This is a genomic window from Pseudomonas sp. 05N36 (assembly GCF_056397385.1).
Genome location: NZ_JBFTNH010000035.1, coordinates 1 through 20792 on the forward strand (window position 1 = coordinate 1; position 20792 = coordinate 20792).

General features: G+C 60.0%; 19 protein-coding genes and 1 rRNA gene. 13 read left to right on the forward strand and 7 right to left on the reverse strand.

Annotation, left to right across the window (positions count from 1 at the left end):
- Together rrf and mrdA are read left to right on the forward strand one after the other, a co-directional pair.
- Positions 1 to 89, forward strand: a 5S ribosomal RNA gene (rrf, locus tag AC1DIH_RS27510); the annotation flags it as partial.
- Between the two features lie 232 nt (positions 90 to 321).
- Entirely contained in the window at positions 322 to 2214 is a 1893-nt protein-coding gene (gene mrdA, locus AC1DIH_RS27515; protein WP_477774002.1) for a penicillin-binding protein 2, read from the forward strand.
- 11 nt (positions 2215 to 2225) lie between these two features.
- On the opposite strand, the gene AC1DIH_RS27520 is transcribed toward mrdA, so the two are convergent.
- Positions 2226 to 3182 (reverse strand): LysR family transcriptional regulator, encoded by a 957-nt coding sequence (locus AC1DIH_RS27520; protein ID WP_477774003.1) that lies wholly within the window; start codon positions 3180 to 3182, stop codon positions 2226 to 2228.
- Between the two features lie 174 nt (positions 3183 to 3356).
- Between AC1DIH_RS27520 and AC1DIH_RS27525 the strand changes: the two genes are divergently transcribed.
- From AC1DIH_RS27525 to qhpG, 5 genes are all read left to right on the forward strand, one after another.
- Positions 3357 to 4112, forward strand: a complete 756-nt coding sequence (locus AC1DIH_RS27525; protein ID WP_477774004.1) for a class II aldolase/adducin family protein — start codon at positions 3357 to 3359, stop codon at positions 4110 to 4112.
- Between the two features lie 239 nt (positions 4113 to 4351).
- Positions 4352 to 6256, forward strand: a complete 1905-nt coding sequence (locus AC1DIH_RS27530) for a sigma-54-dependent Fis family transcriptional regulator (protein ID WP_477774005.1) — start codon at positions 4352 to 4354, stop codon at positions 6254 to 6256.
- Positions 6256 to 7974 carry an ABC transporter ATP-binding protein gene (locus tag AC1DIH_RS27535; protein ID WP_477774006.1) on the forward strand — a complete coding sequence of 573 codons (1719 nt, stop codon included), beginning with the start codon at positions 6256 to 6258 and terminating at the stop codon, positions 7972 to 7974. The genes AC1DIH_RS27530 and AC1DIH_RS27535 overlap by 1 nt, the downstream gene beginning before the upstream one ends.
- Complete coding sequence (qhpE, locus tag AC1DIH_RS27540) at positions 7964 to 8641, forward strand: subtilisin-like serine protease QhpE (protein WP_477774007.1); 678 nt, start codon at positions 7964 to 7966, stop codon at positions 8639 to 8641. Before AC1DIH_RS27535 ends, qhpE begins: the two co-directional genes overlap by 11 nt.
- Positions 8638 to 9933: a flavin-dependent monooxygenase QhpG gene (gene qhpG, locus AC1DIH_RS27545; protein ID WP_477774008.1), complete on the forward strand. Its 1296-nt coding sequence runs from the start codon at positions 8638 to 8640 to the stop codon at positions 9931 to 9933. Before qhpE ends, qhpG begins: the two co-directional genes overlap by 4 nt.
- A 137-nt stretch (positions 9934 to 10070) precedes the next feature.
- Here the strand turns inward: qhpG and AC1DIH_RS27550 are convergent, their stop codons facing one another.
- Together AC1DIH_RS27550 and AC1DIH_RS27555 are read right to left on the reverse strand one after the other, a co-directional pair.
- Entirely contained in the window at positions 10071 to 11561 is a 1491-nt protein-coding gene (locus AC1DIH_RS27550; protein WP_477774009.1) for an aldehyde dehydrogenase family protein, read from the reverse strand.
- A gap of 146 nt (positions 11562 to 11707) precedes the next feature.
- Positions 11708 to 12379 carry an HAD family hydrolase gene (locus tag AC1DIH_RS27555; RefSeq protein WP_477774010.1) on the reverse strand — a complete coding sequence of 224 codons (672 nt, stop codon included), beginning with the start codon at positions 12377 to 12379 and terminating at the stop codon, positions 11708 to 11710.
- Between the two features lie 313 nt (positions 12380 to 12692).
- Here AC1DIH_RS27555 and peaA point away from each other — a divergent pair, with 313 nt between their 5' ends.
- From peaA to peaD, 4 genes are all read left to right on the forward strand, one after another.
- Complete coding sequence (gene peaA, locus AC1DIH_RS27560; RefSeq protein WP_477774011.1) at positions 12693 to 14273, forward strand: quinohemoprotein amine dehydrogenase subunit alpha; 1581 nt, start codon at positions 12693 to 12695, stop codon at positions 14271 to 14273.
- 93 nt (positions 14274 to 14366) lie between these two features.
- Positions 14367 to 15797 carry a quinohemoprotein amine dehydrogenase maturation protein gene (gene peaB / locus AC1DIH_RS27565; RefSeq protein ID WP_054596427.1) on the forward strand — a complete coding sequence of 477 codons (1431 nt, stop codon included), beginning with the start codon at positions 14367 to 14369 and terminating at the stop codon, positions 15795 to 15797.
- A 1-nt stretch (position 15798) separates the two neighbouring features.
- Complete coding sequence (gene qhpC / locus AC1DIH_RS27570) at positions 15799 to 16122, forward strand: quinohemoprotein amine dehydrogenase subunit gamma (protein WP_054596428.1); 324 nt, start codon at positions 15799 to 15801, stop codon at positions 16120 to 16122.
- 23 nt (positions 16123 to 16145) lie between these two features.
- Positions 16146 to 17264, forward strand: coding sequence for a quinohemoprotein amine dehydrogenase subunit beta (gene peaD / locus AC1DIH_RS27575; protein WP_477774012.1), 1119 nt, complete (start codon positions 16146 to 16148; stop codon positions 17262 to 17264).
- Positions 17265 to 17402: 138 nt separating this feature from the next.
- On the opposite strand, the gene AC1DIH_RS27580 is transcribed toward peaD, so the two are convergent.
- From AC1DIH_RS27580 to AC1DIH_RS27590, 3 genes are all read right to left on the reverse strand, one after another.
- Positions 17403 to 17804, reverse strand: coding sequence for a lysozyme inhibitor LprI family protein (locus AC1DIH_RS27580; RefSeq protein ID WP_427533843.1), 402 nt, complete (start codon positions 17802 to 17804; stop codon positions 17403 to 17405).
- An 80-nt stretch (positions 17805 to 17884) separates the two neighbouring features.
- A complete protein-coding gene (locus AC1DIH_RS27585; protein ID WP_477774013.1) occupies positions 17885 to 18274 on the reverse strand; it encodes a GFA family protein in 390 nt (129 codons plus the stop codon).
- Positions 18275 to 18298: 24 nt separating this feature from the next.
- Positions 18299 to 19219, reverse strand: coding sequence for an ADP-ribosylglycohydrolase family protein (locus AC1DIH_RS27590; protein ID WP_477774014.1), 921 nt, complete (start codon positions 19217 to 19219; stop codon positions 18299 to 18301).
- Between the two features lie 149 nt (positions 19220 to 19368).
- On the opposite strand from AC1DIH_RS27590, the gene AC1DIH_RS27595 reads away from it, so the two are divergent.
- On the forward strand, positions 19369 to 19827 hold the full coding sequence (locus AC1DIH_RS27595) for an SRPBCC family protein (RefSeq protein ID WP_477774015.1): 459 nt from the start codon (positions 19369 to 19371) through the stop codon (positions 19825 to 19827).
- Complete coding sequence (locus tag AC1DIH_RS27600) at positions 19814 to 20176, forward strand: ArsR/SmtB family transcription factor (RefSeq protein ID WP_347927479.1); 363 nt, start codon at positions 19814 to 19816, stop codon at positions 20174 to 20176. The genes AC1DIH_RS27595 and AC1DIH_RS27600 overlap by 14 nt, the downstream gene beginning before the upstream one ends.
- Positions 20177 to 20572: 396 nt before the next feature.
- Here the strand turns inward: AC1DIH_RS27600 and AC1DIH_RS27605 are convergent.
- A partial coding sequence (locus AC1DIH_RS27605) for a hypothetical protein (RefSeq protein WP_477774016.1) occupies positions 20573 to 20792 on the reverse strand: 220 nt, incomplete at its 5' end.

The following is a 20792-nucleotide window of genomic DNA, read 5'->3' on the forward strand; positions in this document are numbered from 1 at the left end:
CCTGATCCCATCCCGAACTCAGCAGTGAAACGATGCATCGCCGATGGTAGTGTGGGGTTTCCCCATGTGAGAGTAGGTCATCGTCAAGATTAAATTCCGAAACCCCAATTGCGAAAGCAGTTGGGGTTTTGTTTTGCCTGCGAGAAAGTGCTCATCGGCTGCAACAACGTCCGACCGTCGTTTTGGCCGTCAAGGACAACCACTTGGGAAATTCCGCCTAAAGTGGTCGCGCAGATTTTGGTATGGTGCAGCTCGTTTTTTAATGGACTGATGTCACGCGCAGGGAATGGCGTTTAACCCGGTCAAAGAGTTGCTGCAGAAATGCCCGAACCGATCCCGATCAAGGACCACGAAAAAGAAACGCGCCTGGTCAACAAACGTCTGTTGGCCTGCGCGTTGTTCGTGGTTGCAATTACCTGCGCGCTGGTTGTGCGTATGTACGTCCTGCAAGTGGTCGAGTTTGACTATCACTCGACGATCTCTGAAAACAACCGGGTGCATGTCCTGCCCATTACCCCGACTCGCGGCCTGATCTATGACCGCAACGGCGTACTGCTGGCTGATAATCGGCCAAGCTACAACCTGATCATTACCCGCGAACGCGCAACTGATGTGAAAGGCGAGCTGGACTCAGTGGTCAATCTGTTGCACTTGCCTGTTGAAGACCGCGCGCTGTTTGATAAGGCGATGAAGCAGGCGCGCCACCCCTTTGTTCCGGTCACCTTGTTTTACGAACTGACCGAAGAGCAGATTGCGACACTGGCGGTGAACGAGTTCCGGCTGCCGGGAATCGACGTTGAGCCGCAGTTCGTGCGCAACTACCCGCTGGGTGCGCATTTCGCCCACTCGATCGGATATGTCGGGCGTATCAACGAAAAAGAATCCAAGGCACTGGATACCGTCGAGTACCGCGGTACCCAGTCGATCGGCAAGACCGGTATCGAAAAATTCTACGAGTCCGAGCTACATGGCCATGTCGGCTATGAAGAGGTCGAAACCAACGCCCAGGGCCGGGTGCTGCGAGTGCTCAAGCACACTGATCCGATCCCTGGAAAAAACATCGTGCTCAGCCTCGATGTAAAGCTTCAGGAAGCGGCAGAAGACGCGCTGGGTGACCGCCGTGGTTCAGTGGTTGCTCTCGATCCGGCCACCGGTGAAGTGCTGGCAATGGTCAGCAAACCGAGCTTTGACCCGAACCTGTTCGTCACCGGCATCAGCTTCAAGGAATACGCGGCGCTGCATGACTCCATTGACCGCCCACTGTTTAACCGGGTCTTGCGCGGATTGTATGCGCCGGGCTCGACGATCAAGCCGGAAGTGGCGATTGCCGGGCTCGACACTGGCGTGGTCACGGCGTCCACCAGGGTCTTCGATCCGGGTTACTACCAACTGCCGGACTTCGACCATAAATACCGTAACTGGAATCACAGCGGCGACGGTTGGGTCGACATGGACGCAGCGATCATGCGTTCCAACGACACCTATTTTTACGACCTGGCGCACAAACTCGGCATCGATCGTCTGCACGATTACATGGCGATGTTCGGCCTTGGCGAAAAAGTCTCGCTGGACATGTTTGAAGAGTCTCCCGGGCTGATGCCGTCCCAGGCATGGAAGCGCGCTACTCGCCGTCAGCCTTGGTTCCCCGGCGAAACGGTGATCCTCGGGATTGGCCAGGGTTATATGCAGGTGACACCGCTACAACTGGCTCAGGCGACTGCGCTGATCGCCAACAAAGGGGTGTGGAACCGACCGCGTTTGGCCAAGACGATCGATGGCGTGGCGCCAGTGGATGAGCATCCGATGCCGAACATCCTGCTGAAGAATCCGCACGACTGGGAGCAGGTCAACCACGGCATGCAGATGGTTATGCACGATCCGCGCGGTATCGCCCGTGCGGCGGCGGTGGGGGCGCAATACCGGATTGCAGGCAAGAGCGGCACCGCACAAGTGGTGGCAATCAAACAGGGCGAGCGTTACGACCGTTTGAAGACCCGCGAGCGTAACCGCGACAACGCCTTGTTCGTCGGCTTCGCCCCGGCCGAACATCCGCAAATCGTGATCTCGGTGATGATCGAGAACGGTGAGGCCGGCGGTCGCGTTGCCGGCCCTGTAGTGCGGCAGATCATGGATGCGTGGCTGCTGGACAAGGACGGCCATCTGAAGCCGCAATACGCGAGCCCGAGCAAACCACCCAGCGATCCTCACGTTTAAGGCGCTGAAAGCTACAGCACCTGCTCATGCCTGTTGAGCAGGTGCTGGAAGCTTTCCAGGAACACTGTTTCGGCCTGAGTCATTTTCTGCTCACGATTCCAGAGCAACCGAATATCCAGATCCACCACACCCTCCTCAGGCGGCAAACGCCACAGCAACCCCTGCTCGACATCTCGCTGCACCAGGTGAACGGGCAAACAGCCGATCCCAAACCCTGCGCAGATCAGCCGGTGAATCTCTTCAAAGCTGGTCGATGATGCAACGATCTTGCCGGTAAAGCCTTGCTGGTCGCGAAACAGCGTCAACGGCGAAAGATTGCCGCCCAACTGGTCGCTGGTGAAGCTGACGAAGTGCTCGGTGGCGAGCTGTTCCAGTCTCAGATTTGTCTGCCCGAACAACCGGTGGCGTTGGCCGCAGAAGTACCCATATCGCTCGCGAAACAGCACCCGTTGCTCCAGCCGCGGTTGCGGCAGTCGGGATAAGCCGACGCCGACCGTCGCAGTCTTTTGCAGCAGGGCACTGATGATGTTCGAACTGCCCATCACCTCGACTTCCAGCTCGACATTCGGATGGCTCTCATGGAAGTCCGCGAGGAACTCATCGTAGTACGGGGACTGGATACCGCTGATGGTCAGGATCCGCACCTTGCCCACCACGTCATCGTGAGGACTCTCGATCACCGGCCCCAGGCGCGAAATATCACCATAGACATCGGCCGCGATACGCAGTACTTCTTCGCCAGTTTCGGTGAGGTCGAAACGCCGGCCGCTGCGGACAATCAGCACGCAGTCGAGTTGCTCTTCAAGACGCTTGAGCGCCTGGCTCACCGCCGATTGCGTGATGTGCAGGCGCGCAGCAGCGCGGCTCATGCTGCCTTCCTGGGCGATCACCAGATAGGTGCGCAACAGGTTCCAGTCGAGCCGGTCATTGAGAAAGCGTCGGCTGGATTGGGGGAGGGGTGAGGGCATAAGGAATCCTGCTATTAGTCAGGCTAATAGTTAGGTTAAGAATTTGAAAATTGACTAATCCTAGCCCGGCCGCGATAAAGCCCACAAGCACACCGTGCTGTCGATACCCGGCGTCTGCGCTTTGCCCGTCCAAGGGCAACCCGCTCGCCATCACACACAAAAAGAGGTGATTTGGTGAATAAGCCCGAGCACATGAACCCCATTGAATGGCAGGCCCGCTGCGAGTTGGCGGCCCTGTATCGGTTGGTCGCGCACTTTCGCATGACCGACCTGATCGACACCCACATCACATTACGGATTCCAGGACCTGAACATCACTTCCTGATCAATCGCTACGGAGTGATCTTTGATCGCATGCGCGCCTCGGATCTGGTGCGCATCGATCAGCAGGGCCGAATTGTCGATCCGGCGTACGCGGATCATCGGGTCAACACGGCGGGCTTCGTGATCCATTCTGCGATCCACATGGCGCGCTCCGATCTGAACTGCGTGATCCACACCCACACGGCGGCGGGCATGGCGGTGGCTGCGCAGAAGCGGGGCCTGCTGCCGATCACTCAACATGCACTGAAGTTCTACGGCAAGCTGGCTTATCACACCTATGAAGGTATCGCTTTGTCGCTGGATGAGCGCGAGCGGTTGATTGCCGACCTGGGACCGCACAAGGCGATGATCCTGCGCAATCACGGACTGTTGGTGGGCGGCGCMAGTGTGGCTCACGCGTTCCAGGAAATTTACTTCCTGGAGCGTGCCTGCCAGGCGCAGGTACAGGCGTTGGCGGGCGGGTGTGAGCTGAGTTTTCCGTCGCCGGAGGTCTGTGTCCACACGGCTGAACAGTTCGAACAGGACGATGCCGAAAACATTATCGAGCTGGCCTGGTCGGCGGCATTGACCCTGATCGAATCGCAACGCGAGTCCTATTGCTCATGAACACCGAGTCAGGCGCTCTACGGCACTTGCCAGTCTCTTGACGTTAACGTAAAGATAAGCGCTGGCGCCGAATTCCCATGGCGCAGGTTTTGCGTGAGGGAAGGGCTGTCCGAGGTATCGGGCAAACTTCCCTTTACTGCCACCTGAACCGGGTAGATATTTCCTCATGGCATGCGTGCTTCGTCGCATGTCGGGAAGTGACCCGGCCAGAGACTGGGCGGACCGATCCGGAGCGCTTGATGACTCTTATAAAAACAATAACACCACAACCGCAACATGAAGCCCGGCTGGCCCGGGAGAAACTTCACCTTGAAGGCGAAGTCCCGAACGGGGTGTTGCGCGCTGAAATCGATGCCTCATGGCGGCGCAGCTTAAGCCATGGCGTGCACTTCAATGGCAAGCATGAGCTGGCACTGGAATCGAGTGCGAGCCTCGAGGTGTTGCTGGCGAGCAATCGCTTGCTGATCGACGCCGCAATGCCGGCCATCGATTACCTGGCCGAGCGTCAGGGCAAGGAAGGGCTGATCATCCTCGCCAATTCCGAGGCGACCATTCTCGCGGTCGAAGGCCGCGCCGACCGCCTCAAGGGCAGCGGCCTGCAAGACATCACCCTGGGCGCCTGCTGGAGCGAAGCTGCTCGTGGCACCAACGCCCTCGGCACTGCGTTGGTGGAAGCCCGGCCGACGCTGATCGACTGCGGCGAACATTACCTCGATCGTCTCAGCGATTTCTCCTGCAGTTCGGTGCCGATTCACTGCCCTCAAGGCGACATCCTGGGCGTACTCGACCTGACCCGCGAAGGCCCGTTGGGCCGGGCCCATGACAGCACCGCGTTGTTGGCAATGGCGGTCAGTCAGATTGAAAGCCGGGTGTTCAACGCCAGCTTCCCAGAACAGATTGTGCTGGCCTTTCATAGCCGTCGACAGTACCTCGAATCGCCCTGGCAAGGGTTGTTGGCGGTGAGCCTCGGCGGGCAGATTCTGGCGGTCAGCGCCCAGGCCTGTCAGTTGCTCAATGCCGAGCGTTCAGCCTTGGTTGGTCACCGCTGCGAAGAGTTTCTCGGGGTCGATGGCCTGCAACTGCTGGCGCGTCTGCAACAAGGCGGGATCGGCAGTCTGCAAACCGCCAAAGGCGAGTTTTTCTACAAAACCCTGCGCGCGCCACAGCGCTCGATCAATGTCACCAGCACATCACGCAGTGTCGCCAAAAATCCAAAACCTCAACCCGATCTCGAATCCCTGGCCGGCAGCAATGCGCGGTATGCGCGTGCGTTACGGATGGCCCGGCAAGGCTTGGCCAACGAATTGCCGGTGTTGCTGCTGGGGGAAACCGGCACTGGTAAGGAAGTCATCGCCCGGGCGCTGCACATGGCCGGCAGTCGTTGCGACAAACCCTTTGTCGCGGTCAATTGTGCGGCAATTCCCGAAGGCCTGATCGAGTCGGAACTGTTCGGTTATCGTGAAGGTGCGTTCACCGGCTCGCGGCGCGGCGGGATGATCGGCCGTTTGCAACAGGCCCATGGCGGCACGTTGTTCCTCGATGAAATCGGCGACATGCCGTTGGCACTGCAAGCACGCCTGTTGCGGGTGTTGCAGGACCGCAAGGTCGCACCGCTGGGGGCGGGTGAAGAGCAAGACATCGACGTCGCGCTGATCTGCGCGACTCACCGCGACCTCAAGCGTCTGGTCGAGGAAAAACACTTTCGCGAAGATCTGTTCTACCGGGTCAATGGCATCAGCGTGATGCTGCCGGCGCTGCGTGAGCGCGATGATTTCAGTGAGTTGGTGACCCGTCTGCTCGGCAAACTGGACGCCCCGACGGTCAAGCTCAAGGGCGACCTGAGCAACTTGCTTGCCGGTTACCACTGGCCGGGCAACATCCGTCAGTTGGAGATGGTGCTGCGTACCGCGCTGGCGATGCGCGAACCCGGTGAAACCGTACTGAGCCTAGAGCATTTGCCCGACAGCATGCTCGACGAGTTGAATGCCTGCGAGCGTTCGACCTGCGGCAGTATCCGCGAGAACGAACTGGAGCTGATCCGCCAGTCCCTCGACAATCATCACGGCAACGTTTCGGCGACGGCCGATGCACTGGGCATCAGTCGAGCGACGCTGTATCGCAAGCTCAAACAGTTGCGCAGCTGATGCGTCGCTTGATCGTCAGGCTGGTCGACAGTCACAACCCCCAGGCACTGGACGCCGCATTACAGTGGCTGTACGGCTTCGTGCGCCCGCATCGGTTGGCGATTGCCGGGCTGCTCGGGCTGTCGGTGTGTGCCTCGTTGCTGGTGCTGGTGCAGCCCTGGCTGACCAAGTTGCTGATCGACGATGGACTGTTGGCGCACAACTTTTCCATGCTGGTGCTGATCGCCGGGTTGATGATCGTTGCCGGATTGCTTGGCACGGCGTTGTCGGGGATCAATCGCTACCTGCACACACGGTTGTCGGGGCGGATTCTGTTTGCCCTGCGCGACGACCTTTATCGGCATTTGCAGACCTTGTCGCCGGGCTTCTACGGGCAACGGCGGATCGGCGACCTGATGTCGCGCCTCGACGGTGATGTCGCGGAGATCCAGCGCTTTGCCGTCGACTCGCTGTTCTCGGCGGTTTCCAGCGTTATCGGCCTGGTTTGCGCGGTGGCGATGCTGCTGACCCTGTCGTGGAAACTCTCGCTACTGGCGTTGGTGCTGATTCCGCTGGACGTGCTGTGGCTGCGCTGGATGCGGCGCAAGGTCGAGCGCGATGTGCGGCAGTTGCGTGAGCGTTCGGCGGACATGTCCTCGTTCATGGTCGAAACCTTGCCAGTGATGAAATTCATCCAGTCCGCCGGCCAGCAACAGCGCGAAGCACGGCGCCTCGAAACATTGGGACAGGGCTACATGAGCCAGTTGCTGCGCCTGCAAGTCACCGAGTTTTTCACCCAGGCGGTGCCCGGTACACTGACTTCGTTGTCGCGGGCCTGTGCGTTTTTGATTGGCGGTTACTGGGTGGTGCAGGGCACCTGGCAGCTCGGCGCGTTGATCGCGTTTTCGACCTATCTGGGGATGGCGGTCGGGCCGGTGCAGAGCTTGCTCGGGTTGTACGTGGCGATTCAACGGATGACCGTCAGCCTCGGTCGGGTGATGGAGCTGCGCGGTGAACAGCCGAGCATTGTCACACCGGTCGCGCCGCAGCCAATGCCGAGCTCTGGCGAACTGTGTTTTGAGGCGGTGCATTTCAGCCATCCCGGGCGCCCGGCGACGTTACGCGGGATCGAAGCACGTATTCCCTACGGTTTGAAAGTCGCCCTGAGTGGCGGCTCCGGGGTTGGCAAGTCGACGCTGATCGACCTGCTGCAACGGCATCACGACCCGCAGTCCGGTCAGGTGCTGCTGGACGGGATCGACCTGCGCGAGCTTGCGCTGTTCGAGTTGCGTCGGCGGATCGCGGTGGTCAGCCAGGACATCGTGCTGTTTCGCGGCAGCCTGGCGGATAACCTCGCCTATGCGGTGCCGGACGCCAGTCGTGAGGCAGTGGCCGAAGTGGCGCGGCTGGCGCAGCTCGACAGCCTGATTGCGTCCCTGCCCGAAGGCCTCGACAGTCCATTGGGCGAGCGCGGTCAGCAGTTGTCCGGCGGGCAGAAACAGCGGATTGCCATCGCCCGTGCGCTGTTGCAGGATCCGCTGATCCTGGTGCTGGATGAAGCCACCTCGGCGGTCGATGAGGCCACTGAGCGGGAAGTTATCGAGGCCATCGATCGACTGTTTGCCGGACGTACACGAATCCTGATCAGCCATCGTCCCTCGACTCTGGCCGATGCTGATCTGCGCTTTGAGTTGTTCGACGGCGTGCTGACGCAAGTTAAGGTGCTGCATGAAGCATGAGCTAAGGATTGGCGTGGTCGACAGCGGACATTCCGTGGCACAACGCGGGCAAGTGAGCGCCGGGCGACGGTTTTACCTGATCGAGGACGGACTCGCCGAAGACGAACTGCGTGACGATCCGCTCGGCCATGGCAGCGCGGTTGTCGAGGCAATCAGCCGGCGCGCAGCCTCTGCACGGTTTTGCGTAGCGCAAGTGTTCGACCAGCGCGGGGTCACCAGCGCCTTGCAGATTGCCACGGCGATCGATTGGCTGGTGGCGCAGGATGTGCGAGTGATCAACCTCAGCCTGGGCTTGCGTCAGGACCGCAGCTTGCTGCGTGAAGCCTGTTCGGCGGCATTGGCCCGTGGTGTTTTGCTGTGCGCCTCGAGCCCGGCGCAAGGCGAAGGCGTGTACCCGGCGAGTTACCCACAGGTGTTGCGGGTGACCGGCGATGCCCGTTGCGGCGAACACGAATGGTCGTGGCTCAACAGTCAGCAGGCTGACTTTGCTGCCTGTGTTCAGGGTATGTACCCAGGGCAATCCGGTGCCAGTCTCGGTTGCGCGGCGTTGACCGGGCATATCGCCAATTTCCTTGCCGGGCACCTCGACGCGAGCAATGCGCAGGTCCTTGAATGGCTACGAGACAATGCCCGTTATCACGGACCTGAGCGGCGAGTCTGGACATGAGCACCATCCTGATTCTCGGCGCCGGGCCTGCGGGCGCGGCGGTGGCGTTGGGTCTGCGCCGGCTGGGTTATGCGGTGACGCTGGTCAGCGACTGGCGACGATTTGCGGCGCTTGAAGGCGTTTCGCAACGGGTGCTCGAAGCCCTGCGCGGTGCTGGTTTGAATCAGGCACTGGCGCAGGCGGCGCTGCCATCGCAGCGACAGGTGTCATGGAACGGCCAGCAGCATGCGCAAAACATCGAGTTTCTGCTGGATCGGCCGAGCTTTGATCGCGGCCTGCGTGAGGACTTGCGCCTGGCCGGTGTCGAGGTGATCGAAGGCCGGGTGTTGGCGGTTCACTCCCAGGCGTCGGGCCATCGGGTTGAGGTCGAAGGTCATGCTGAGCTGAACAGCGCGTTTCTGGTGGAGGCTCGCGGTCGTCAGGCACCAGCGTTTGGCAAAGGGCAACGTGGACCGGAGACGGTCAGCCTGCTCAACCGTTGGCAGGGCGCACCAGGCAGCACCGCCAGTGCGGTGGAAAGTTTGCCGGACGGTTGGGCCTGGATGGCACGGCGGGCCGACGGTCAATGTTATTGGCAGTTGACCGTGGACGTGGCCAGCGCCGAATTGCCGGGCAAAGCGCAGTTGCTTGACTACTGTCGCCAGCGCCGACAGGACTCGCCGTTCTCCATCGATTTTTTCGGCTCGCAGCCTGCAACCGACCTGCAACTGCACGCCCGCAGCAGCACAGCGATTCTCAATCCGCAGGTGTGCGGCGATAACTGGATTCGGGTAGGCGATGCGGCCATGGCGGTCGATCCGCTGTCAGGCAATGGCATCTTTCAATCCCTGTCCTCAGCCTTGCAGGCGCCGGTGGTGATCAACACCTTGCTGGCTAAACCTGAGCGGGCGGCCTTGGCCCAGCGCTTCCATCAACAACGGGTCGAGCAACTGTTCTTGCGCTTTGCGCGCATTGGTCGGGACTTTTATGCCGATGAACTGCGCTGGCCGGAGCAACCGTTCTGGCGTGCGCGTAGACGGTGGCCAGACACGGAGCTGGCTCATGCACCTGCAGATTTTGCGTCGCTGAGCATTGAGCGGGCACCGGTGCTGCGCGATGGGTTTGTCGACGAAGCCGAGGTGGTGATCACGGCGGATCAACCGTTGGGGATCTGGCATGTGCAAGGGGTTGAGTTGGCGCCTTTGCTGCGTCGGTTGCGAACCCAGCCGGCTGATCGGGCGCTGGAAGGTTTGACGGTGGAGCAGGGGCGGGTGGTCAGGAGTTGGTTGTTGGGGCAGGGATTTAAACCCTGAAATGTGTATTGACCGGTCTGGCCCCATCGCGAGCAGGCTCGCTCCCACAGGGATCTGGTGAACGCTGGAGATCCAATGTGGGAGCAGCTGGGCGGCGTTCCGTTTGCTCGCGATGGCGGTCTAGAGAACGCCAGTCATCACAGCTTGATCAACACCGATTTCAACTCGGTGTAATGCTCGATCGCCGCATACCCCATCTCCCGGCCCACGCCGGACATCTTGTAGCCACCAAATGGAAGTGCCGGGTCGAGGGCGCTGTGGCAGTTGACCCAGACCGAGCCGGACTTGATCCGTGGAATCATCCGGTGCACGGCCGCCAGGTCGTTGGACCAGATACTCGCCCCCAGGCCATACGGACTGTCATTGGCCATGCGCAAGACATCGGCTTCGTCATCGAACGGAATCGCTACCAGTACCGGGCCGAAGATCTCTTCCTGAACCAGCGAGTGCTTTTGATCGACGTCGACAATCACCGTCGGTTTGACGAAGAACCCCGGGCCGAATTGCTCACCGCCACAAGCAATGGTCGCGCCGCTTTCGCGGCCCATTTCAATGTAGTTGTACACCCGCTCCTGCTGGCGCGCCGAGATCAGCGGGCCCATGTCAACACTCGGGTCCAGGCCGTTGCCGAGCTTCATGGCATTGGCGATGCCGGCAATGTCGGCCACCACATTGTCGAAATGTTTGCGCTGCACATAGAGCCGCGAACCTGCGCAGCAAACCTGGCCCTGGTTGAAGAAGATCGCGCTGGCCGCCCCGGCAGCGGCACTGTTGAGGTCGGCGTCGGCCATGACGATGGTCGGTGATTTACCGCCCAGCTCCAGGGTGACCCGGGTCATGGAGTCCATGGCAATCTTGCCGATCTGCTTGCCCACGGCAGTGGAGCCGGTGAAGGTCAGTTTATCCACCAATGGGTTATGGGTCAGCGCCRCACCCGCGGTGATGCCGGTGCCGGTGACCACGTTGAATACTCCGCTCGGGTAGCCGGCCTCCAGCACCAGCTCGGCGAGTTTCAACGCGGTCAGCGGCGTTTCATCCGCCGGTTTCAGCACCACGGTGCAACCGGTCGCCAGGGCCGGGCCGAGTTTCCAGCAGGCCAGCAGCAGCGGGAAGTTCCAGGCGACGATGGCGCCGACCACTCCCACCGCTTCACGGCGGATAAAACTGTGGAACTGATCATCGGGCATCAATGGCAGCGAGACTTCGACGCTGGAGCCTTCGATCTTGGTCGCCCAACCGGCCATGTAGCGCAGGAAGTCGATGGACAACTGCACGTCCATGACCTGCGCCACCGCCGCGCTTTTGCCGTTGTTCAGGCATTCCAGTTGCGCGAGCAGCTCGGCGTCGCGTTCCATCAGGTCAGCGAGTTTCCACAACAGGTTTTGCCGCTCCCGAGGTCGGGTGCGGGTCCAGGCCGAATCATCGAACGCGTGACGCGCAGCAAGCACCGCGCGATCAACGTCGTCCGGCGTAGCCTTCGGGACAACGCACAGCACTTCGCCGGTTGCCGGGTTGTGCAAGGGCATGGTCTGGCCGTCGGCGGCCTCGACCCACTCGGCGCCGATCAGCATGCGCGGGGCGCGTTGGATGAACGCCGAAACGGCAGGAAGCAGATAAGGGAGTGGCATGGTAAGACCTCGTCTTGTTCGTGTGACGAGGCCTTTCGCAACGGTTGTGCCAGTTTGCCGGAGGGCTTTATTCAGCGGGGTTCAGGGCCAAAAGCCGCAGAGAGGAACACACCGTGCTGTTGCAAACTGAGACACAGATGAGACAGCTATAACCCTTGACGGCTCAACATGCGATCAATCACCGCCCACAGCTGCGGATCGTCAAAGTCCTCGATCACCAGATGCGCGCCCGCCGCCAGCAGCGTCTCGCGGCATTGGCTAGTCACCAGCCCCACGGTGAAAATCCCGGCGTTCACTGCTGCTGTCAGGCCGGGGATCGAGTCTTCGAACGCCAGGGTCACCTCGGCGCTGGCCTGCAAACGTTCGAGGCCGGTGAGGTAGGGCAGGGGATCGGGTTTGGCGCGGGGCAGTTCCTCGGCGACCACGATATGTTCGAAACGCTCACGCAGGCCCAGCGCTCGCAGCATGTGATCGGCGTTGGCCCGTGGCGCGTTGGTCACCACGGCGATCCCGATGTCTTGAGCCTTGGCGAAATCCAGTAACCGCACCAGCCCGGCCATCGGCGTCAGTTGCGGCGACAGCTCACGGAAACGCACTTCCTTGCGTTCGGCAAACGCTTCGCGCTCGGCCACCGAGCGGTCCGGGAACAGGTAGCGACACATGTTGGCGTTGGCTTGACCGCTGACGTGGGCTTCGAACTCGGCTTTGCTGAAGACCCGGCCATCCTCCTCCAGCAACAACTGTTGCAGCGCCAGCAGATGGAGCGCATCGGTGTCGGTCAGGGTGCCGTCGAGGTCGAAGAGCAAAGCATTGAGCATGGCGCAGTTCCCGTAGCTGAAGCGGTTAAGCGGATAGCTGCCCATCGTATACGCAGGGCGTCATCTATGCTCGTCTCAGAGTGCAACAGTTGTCGCGATATTAGACGCCGCTGACCTTTCTCAGCGCTGATAAAAATCCATTATTGCTCGCCAATTACTTGATTTTAAAGACTATTAATAAGCTGGCACGCTCCGTGTATTGCTCCTTCGCAGACGTTTCTCCTGCCACCGTCAGCGACCGGCTCGCCGACGGCAGAGACCCTGAAAACGATCATTCAAAAAATAAGAAAGCACCGTGCGAGGTTCGACGTTGATGAAGAGAAAACTCCGATCAGGCATGAGCGCCAGTCTGCTGGCGCTTGCCGCGTGTGCCGCCCTGCATGCTCCGCAAAGCATGGCGGCGCGTGACGCCCAAAGCATTCTCAAGGAAACCTGTCAGGGCTGTCATACCCCTGAAGCCGGCAATGCCTTGAGCCGTATCAGCCACCAGCGCAAAACCCCCGAAGGCTGGCTGATGAGCATTGCGCGGATGCAGACCATGCACGGTTTGCAGATCAGTGATGAGGACCGTCGCACGCTGGTCAAATACCTCGCCGATACCCAGGGCCTGGCGCCGAGCGAAACCGATGGCGTGCGTTATGCGCTGGAGCGTCGGCTCAACACCGTCGAGCATTTCGATGACCAGACCAGTCAGATGTGCGGTCGCTGCCACTCCGGCGCACGGATCGCCCTGCAACGGCGGCCGGCCCAGGAGTGGGAACGTCTGGTGAACTTCCACCTCGGCCAATGGCCGTCCCTGGAATACCAGGCGCTGGCCCGCGACCGTGACTGGTTCGACATTGCCCGCAAAGACATGGTGCCGCTGTTGGCCAAGCGCTATCCGCTGGACAACCCGGCCTGGAAAAGCTGGCAAAAAACCGCGCCGAAAGCCGACGCGCTGGTGGGCGACTGGAGCTTCAGTGGCCACTTGCCGGGCAAGGGCGAGCTGGCCGGTGTGATGAGCGTCAGCGCCTCGGGCGCCGACCAGTTCAAGGTCACGGTCAAAGGCCAATACGCCGATGGCAGTCCGTTCAACGGCGACGGCAGCGCGATTCTCTACAGCGGGTATGAATGGCGCGGCAACGTGACCATTGACGGCGTGGTCATGCGTCAGGTGTTTGCCGCCAAGGGCACTGAGCTGCAAGGCCGGATGTTCGAAGCCGAGCACGATGAACGTGGCCTCGACTTTATCGCCGCCAAACAGGGTTCCAGCCGTTTGCTGGCGGTGCAGCCGGGTTACCTCAAGGCCGGCGGCGAAACCGAGGTGACCCTGATCGGTAGCGGCCTGCAAGGCACGCCGAACTTCGGCAGCGGTGTGCAAGTGGCGCAAGTGCTGGAGCAAAGTCCAGAGCGCATCAAGGTCAGGCTCAAAGCCGCCGCCGATGCCAAGCCAGGTGCGCGCGAGGTCACGATCGGCAACTTGAAAGGCGCGACGCTGGCGGTCTACAGCCAGATTGCCGAGGTCAAGGTGGTGCCGGAATTCTCGGTGGCGCGGATCGGTGAGGGCGGCGGCTCGACGCCGAAAGTCCAGGGCCGTTTTGACGCCGAAGCCTGGGGCAAAGGGATCGATGGCAAGCCGTACCGCATTGGAGTTTTCCCGGCGCAATGGAAGGTCGAAGCCTTCGATGACCGCGCCAAGGAAGACCAGGACGTCAAGTTCGCCGGCACCATGCAGGCCGACAGCGGCGTGTTCACCCCGGGCGATGCGGGGCCGAACCCGGCGCGCAAGATGTCCACCAACAACGCCGGCAACCTCAAGGTGATTGCCGCCGTCGACGACGCAGGGAAATCCCTGACCGGCGAGGGCCACATGATCGTCACCGTACAACGCTGGAACAATCCACCCATTCCCTGATTTGAAAACGTGAGCTGGCTGACGTAACGGTTTCAGACACTTTTCAGGAATGACCGCAGGCCTCGCCAAACGGGGTTTGCACAGGAGGTTGTAATGGGCGCCATTTTGAATCTGGTCGAGCGCAATCTGCACGAAGTGCACGTTGATGCCGACCGCATGCTGTTCCATATCCCCAGCAGTTCGCTGTTCGCCAGCGATGAGCTGACCGGGACCATCATCGATACCTTGCGCGGTCCCGGCTGTTCCTCGGAGGACTTGATCCAGCGTTTGGCGGCACGCTTCAACGGTGAAGAAATCAGCGAAACCCTGCGTGAGTTGATCTCCCTGGAACTGGTCAGCGACGGTTCGCCGCTGACTCCGGACATCGGCACCAAACGGGTCGAACGCACGGCGATCAACACCGTGGTGCTCAACGTCAATACCGGCTGCAACCTGAGCTGCACCTATTGCTACAAGGAAGACCTCGACAAGCCATCGGCCGGCAAGAAGATGGACGTCGACACCGCCGTCGCGTCAGTGGAAATGCTGCTGCGCGAATCCCCTGACGAAGAGCGTTTCACGGTGGTGTTCTTCGGTGGCGAGCCGTTGAGCAATCGCAAGCTGATCGAGTACATGGTCGATTATTGCGAGAAGCGTTTTCGCGAGGCCGGCAAGTTCGTCGAATTCGTCATGACCACCAACGCCACGCTGCTCACCGAGGAAACGGTCGACTACCTGAATGCCCACCGCTTTGGCTTGTCGGTGAGTATCGACGGACCGAAAACCGTGCACGATCGCAACCGCATCACGGTGGGCGGGCAGGGCACCTATGACGTGGTTCGGCGCAAGGCCGAGATGCTGCTGTCGCGCTACAACAGCCGCCCGGTTGGTGCGCGTGTGACCCTGACCACTGGCGTCACCGACGTCGAAACCATCTGGGATCACCTGTTCAACGAATTGGGTTTTGCCGAAGTCGGTTTTGCCCCGGTGACCTCGGGCGACATCAGCAGCTTCAACCTGTCGAGCGACGAACTGATCGAAGTCTTCGCCAACATGAAGAAACTCGGTCGGCGTTATCTGGAAGCGGCGCTGGAGCATCGCAACATCGGTTTCTCCAACTTGCATCAGTTGATCACTGACATCCACGAGGGCCACAAGAAAGCCCTGCCGTGCGGTGCCGGGCTGAAGATGCTGGCGGTGGATCACAAGGGCGAACTCAACCTCTGCCACCGTTTCACCGGCTCGTCATTGCCGACCTTCGGCAACGTTCACAGCGGCGTGAAACAGGTCGAGTTGAACGACTTCCTGTCCCAGCGCCTGGACCGGACCAACACTGGCTGCGAAGACTGCCAGATCCGTAACCTGTGCTCCGGCGGCTGCTACCACGAGAGCTACGCCCGTTATGGCGACCCGACTCATCCGACCTATCACTACTGCGAACTGATGCGTGACTGGGTCGATTTCGGCATCGAGGTCTACACCCGGATCATGGCTCACAACCCTGCGTTCATCAGCAGTTACATCACTCCGCGCAAGGCTCACTGATATGAAACATCTCAAGGCAATCAATAACAAAGCGCAGAAGCTCGATCAGGCCGCGGCCGAAAACCGTATCGAAGAAGTGGTGGCCATGAGTTCCGTCGCCGGCTGCGCCTCGACCACCGATCCGGGTTGGGAAATCGACGCCTTTGGCGGTGTGTCGTCGCTGTGCCAGCCGATGGAAGCTGACCTTTATGGCTGTTCCGACCCTTGCTGGTGGCCGGCCCAGGTGCCGGACATGATGAGCACCTACCCGGACTGGAACAAGGACGCCCAAGCTTCCAACGAGAGCTGGCGCAACCTGGGCACCGTGTTCCCTAAAGACAAGTAATCGGACCGAAGAAGGATTCCAGCATGCTTCGCATCAATGCCTGCGGCCTGGCCGCTTCTGCCCTCCTGAGTGTCTGCTCACTCAGTGTTCTGGCCGATGAAAACACCGTGCTTCAAAGTGGTCGCGAGTACATGCTGACCACCAATTACCCGAACAACCTGAACGTCATCGACCTTAAAACCGATAGCCTGTACAAGACCTGCAAACTGCCGGACGCCTTTGGCCCCGGCACTATCCAGTTGTCGCCGGACCGCAAGACCGCCTACGTGCTGAACAACCACTACGCGGACATTTACGGCGTCGAACTCGACAGCTGCAAGCAGGTGTTCCACGCCAGCATCACCCAGCAACCGGGGGAGAAGGCGCGGTCGATGTTCGCGTTCACCCTCAGTCACGACGGCAAGGAGCTGTACACCGTCGCCAACCCGACCTTGATGCTCAATGACCACTATGAAGTGCAGCCGCCACGGCTGGATGTTTACGCCACCGATGCCGGCATGAGCGCGAAGCCGGTTCGCAGTTTCCCGGCACCGCGCCAGTTGACCATCATGCAAAGCGGTGACGATGGCACACTGTATGTGGCGGGTGCGGACATCTACAAGGTCAACGTGAAGACCGGCAAGTTCGACGTGCTGATCCCCAGTCGTCACTGGAAACGTCCCAACTACAGTGCACCGGACGTGCTCTACGTGTGGAACCAGCAGACGTACCGGCACGATTTCTCGCTGCTCTATACGACAGCGAAATTCAAGGACAAGAAACAGGACCCGGCCACTGCCGAAAACCTCTATGGCCTGTTCAGCATCGACCTGAAAACCGGCAAGACCGAAACCACTGATTTTGGTCCGCTGACCGAGATCTACTTCAGCGGCATGCGCTCGCCGAAAGACCCGAACCTGATGTTCGGCGTGCTCAATCGCCTGGCCAAGTACGACATCAAACAGAAGAAGCTGCTGCAGTCGGCAAACCTGGATCACTCCTACTACTGCATTTCCTTCAACAAGGACGGCAGCAAGATCTACCTGGCCGGGACCTTCAACGACGTGGCGATCTTTGATGCCGACAGCCTGAAACAGATCGGCAGCATCAAAATGCCGGGTGGCGATATGGCGATCACCACGGCGCAGGTGTTTATCCGGTAATCGCGGTGGCCGCACGGACGCTATCGCGAGCAGGCTCGCTCCCACATGGGATTTCGGTCGTACACACATTTCGTGTACACCCAGATCCAGTGTGGGAGCGAGCCTGCTCGCGAAGAGGCCCTTACAGACGCTCGAGCATCAAACCCCGGGAACCGGGCAACTCAGGTCACCTTCCTGGCACTCGAGGTAAGTCTTGAACGCCTCGACACGTTTTAGCGTCAACCCGGCCAGGCAGTTGCTGTAGATCATCGGGTAAACGCTGCCGCCAGCCACCCCGGACGCCGAGAACTCGCACTCGGCATCGCGGAACGCCACCCAGGCACGCTGTGCACCGACCAGCAGCTTTTTGCTCTCGACGTTGTCCTTCAAGCGGTCATTGATCTGCTTGTAGAGGGCGTTGAGCTGGGTGTCGGCCTTCTTGTAATCCTTGGCGGCACACTCGCTCATCGTGCGTTGGTCGGCGGCGTTAGCGCAGTCGTCGGCGTGAGCGAAGGGCGCCAGCAGCAGCGGCGCAAGTGCCAGTAAAAAGCGTGGAGGCATGAAAAGCTCGCATGGGTCTTCGAGGAGTTGAACGGCTGATTGAAGTGCAGTCGCCACACTTGTGCAACCCGTGGCGGTGTTTAATCGGCAGACTTGGCAATTCCTTCATAAGCCAGCCATGGCACATCGTGAGAGGTCCAGATGTGCGCCTGCGGCGACATTTGCGGATCATCATCGAGCGTCGCCACCCGCACAATCACATGCGGCTGAGCCAAACGCTCGGCCACCAGGTGCGAGCCGCACTGCGAGCAGAAGTGCCGCAGCTTGCCGGGTGATGACTCGAAAGATGACAACTTATCCAAACCTTTGACCCAGCGAAAATGCTCACGCATGACCCCGGCAGTCGAAGCAAACGCCGCTGCATGCGCTTTGCGACAGGTGTGGCAATGACAGTGGCTGATCGGCATGTCGAGGCTGTCGAGTTCATAGGCGATGGCCTTGCACATGCAACTGCCGTGGAGAGTGGGCATTGGGCACTCCTTGTGTCCGTGTATTCAGTCATTAAGTCGGGTGAGTGATGCCTGCAGCAATGCGTCAGCTATCGCCCCGATTTCATCAAACATATGCAGCTTCGCAAGCCAGTTCCCGGGGATTGCTTGAACACCATAAAAAGCTCCGGCCAACTGCCCGACAATAGCAGCGGTAGTGTCAGCATCATCACCCAGGTTGGCGGCTTGCAGAATGGCGTCCTCGAAGCTGCCGGTGTGATGGAAGCACCACAGCGCCGCCTCCAGCGAGGCAACGCAGTAACCTGTACCCACGATCTCGGATTTTGATTTGGCGAGATAGTTGCCACCGGAAATCGCGGCGACTTTGGGTTCTGAAAAGTGTCTGTGGCCCAGGTGTCGCAAGTCCGATTTCGACGCGCCCTGCAATGYTCTGCAAATCAATTCGGCGAACAGCTGACAGCATTCGATGGCTTCCGGGGCGGCGTGGGTGGTTCTGGAACTACTAGCGGAAAACACGTCGATCTGATCGATGTCAGGGAAGTAGAAAAGCACCACCGGTGCCAATCGCATCAGCGAACCGTTACCTGCGCTGAACGGATCGGTCGATCCGGCGAATGGATTGCCGGTTTCCTGATAATGAGTCAGGGCTTCGCGCACGGTCATGCCAATATCAAAGCAGTCGCCAGTCGAGCTCAGGTAACCCCATTGCCACCAATTGAGATAACGCCCCATCTGGTCGAAGGCGTCAAAACCATTTTTTGTGAGCAGGCTTTCGGCCAGGCACAGCGCCATCGACGTGTCATCGGTCCACTGGCCCGGTTTCAGATTGAACGGGCCGCCACCCACCATGTCGGTGAGCGCCGGGAACGACCCGCGCGGTTTGAACTCTACGCTTGTACCGACTGCGTCGCCGCAAGCCAGCCCCAGCAGGCAGCCGCGATAACGCTCCGAAAGGGTAGGCAACATGAAGCATCCTTGTTTTGGGCCAGTTCACTGGCGACGTTAGCATTTCCAGGCGTCATGACAGAAAGGTAAAGCCTGTCCGAATGTTTTATGCAACCAGAAAGTTGCGCATTCAGCCATCCGGGCCTAGTGTTCATCAAAGGAGGTGACCTATGCACTCATCAGATCGCATCGAAAGAAAGATCCTGCTCAAGGCTCCACGCTCCACCGTCTGGCGCGCCCTGGCCAATGCCGAGTCCTTCGGCAAGTGGTTTGGTGTCGCGCTTGAGGGCAAACGCTTTGTTGCCGGTGAGCGAACCCGGGGGCAAATCACTTATCCGGGCTATGAACATCTGGTCTGGGACGTGCAGGTGGCGCGGGTCGAGCCCGAGCGGGTATTTGCGTTTCGCTGGCATCCGTATCCGGTGGACCCGGCCGTGGACTATTCATCGGAGCCCACCACCCTGGTACTGTTCGAGCTCGAAGACATGGAGGGCGGCACGTTGCTGAGGGTTGTCGAGTCCGGTTTCGATAACATTCCGGCAGAACGCCGTTTGAAAGCTTTCCGCATGAACAGTCGCGGCTGGGAAGATCAAATGACCAACATCGAGACGTACCTTGCCACCCCCTGACGCCTTAACGCTGGATACACCGTCGGCCACTACTGCGCTGGGCCGCTCGGCGCTGACCTTCGCCGCACTTGGCGACGAAACCCGGCTGCGGTTGATCGATGTGTTGTGCGGCGGCGGGGCGATGTCGATCGCGCAACTGACCGCTGGCACCGACATTAGTCGCCAGGCTGTGACCAAACACTTGCGGGTGCTGGCTGACGCCGGTCTGGTGCGTGACACCAAGCGGGGGCGTGAGCGCCGATGGGTCTTCGAGCCGACGCAACTGGACGAGGCCCGCCGCTCGCTGGAAGTGATCAGCCAGCAGTGGGACCACGCGTTGGTGAATCTGAAAGCCTTTGTCGAACAATGAATAGCGAGCCGAAACTCGCACCTCAGGTGCTTGAGACCTGAGGTCTCTAAGGGTTTTCGGAAGTGCTGCAATGGCGAATGTCTTACACGAAGTAGCAGCTATGTCTCCTGTTTCAGATTGGATCCGAAGCGTAATCTACACCCATCAACTGAAGCGCAGGACGCGCTCAGGGTCATGGATGATCGACCATTTGCAAGGATCGCAGCGACAGGATGTCGTCATGGTCTTGAAAACCCGCTTCGGCGGGTTTTTTTTTGCCTGCAGGAATCGGCCCATTGGGGCTGGACCTGACGTATAGCCAATGGCTTACGCGCGGCCGATGGTATGTCGTCTTTTGCGCCTGTGGATTCAGGCCTAATCTGACTCCATCAACTGCAGCGCAGGACGCGCTCAGGGTCATGGATGACCGACCATTTGCAAGGAATGCAGCGACAGGATGTCGTCATGGTCTTGAAAAACCCGCTTCGGCGGGTTTAATGAGATGGTCAGCCTGACCGAGAAGCCCTGCAGGTTTACGCTTGCAGGGCTTTTCTCGTTTTCGGCGGAGGATCTCTCATGAACACGATGACGCTTCTCGGTATCGACATTGGCAAACATAGCTTCCACCTGCATGGCC

Coding starts and splice junctions, on each gene's coding strand:
- mrdA (WP_477774002.1), top strand. CDS start 322: ATGCCCGAACCGATCCCGATCAAGGACCACGAAAAAGAAACGCGCCTG.
- AC1DIH_RS27520 (WP_477774003.1), bottom strand. CDS start 3,182: ATGCCCTCACCCCTCCCCCAATCCAGCCGACGCTTTCTCAATGACCGG.
- AC1DIH_RS27530 (WP_477774005.1), top strand. CDS start 4,352: ATGACTCTTATAAAAACAATAACACCACAACCGCAACATGAAGCCCGG.
- AC1DIH_RS27535 (WP_477774006.1), top strand. CDS start 6,256: ATGCGTCGCTTGATCGTCAGGCTGGTCGACAGTCACAACCCCCAGGCA.
- qhpE (WP_477774007.1), top strand. CDS start 7,964: ATGAAGCATGAGCTAAGGATTGGCGTGGTCGACAGCGGACATTCCGTG.
- qhpG (WP_477774008.1), top strand. CDS start 8,638: ATGAGCACCATCCTGATTCTCGGCGCCGGGCCTGCGGGCGCGGCGGTG.
- AC1DIH_RS27555 (WP_477774010.1), bottom strand. CDS start 12,379: ATGCTCAATGCTTTGCTCTTCGACCTCGACGGCACCCTGACCGACACC.
- peaA (WP_477774011.1), top strand. CDS start 12,693: ATGAAGAGAAAACTCCGATCAGGCATGAGCGCCAGTCTGCTGGCGCTT.
- peaB (WP_054596427.1), top strand. CDS start 14,367: ATGGGCGCCATTTTGAATCTGGTCGAGCGCAATCTGCACGAAGTGCAC.
- qhpC (WP_054596428.1), top strand. CDS start 15,799: ATGAAACATCTCAAGGCAATCAATAACAAAGCGCAGAAGCTCGATCAG.
- peaD (WP_477774012.1), top strand. CDS start 16,146: ATGCTTCGCATCAATGCCTGCGGCCTGGCCGCTTCTGCCCTCCTGAGT.
- AC1DIH_RS27580 (WP_427533843.1), bottom strand. CDS start 17,804: ATGCCTCCACGCTTTTTACTGGCACTTGCGCCGCTGCTGCTGGCGCCC.
- AC1DIH_RS27585 (WP_477774013.1), bottom strand. CDS start 18,274: ATGCCCACTCTCCACGGCAGTTGCATGTGCAAGGCCATCGCCTATGAA.
- AC1DIH_RS27595 (WP_477774015.1), top strand. CDS start 19,369: ATGCACTCATCAGATCGCATCGAAAGAAAGATCCTGCTCAAGGCTCCA.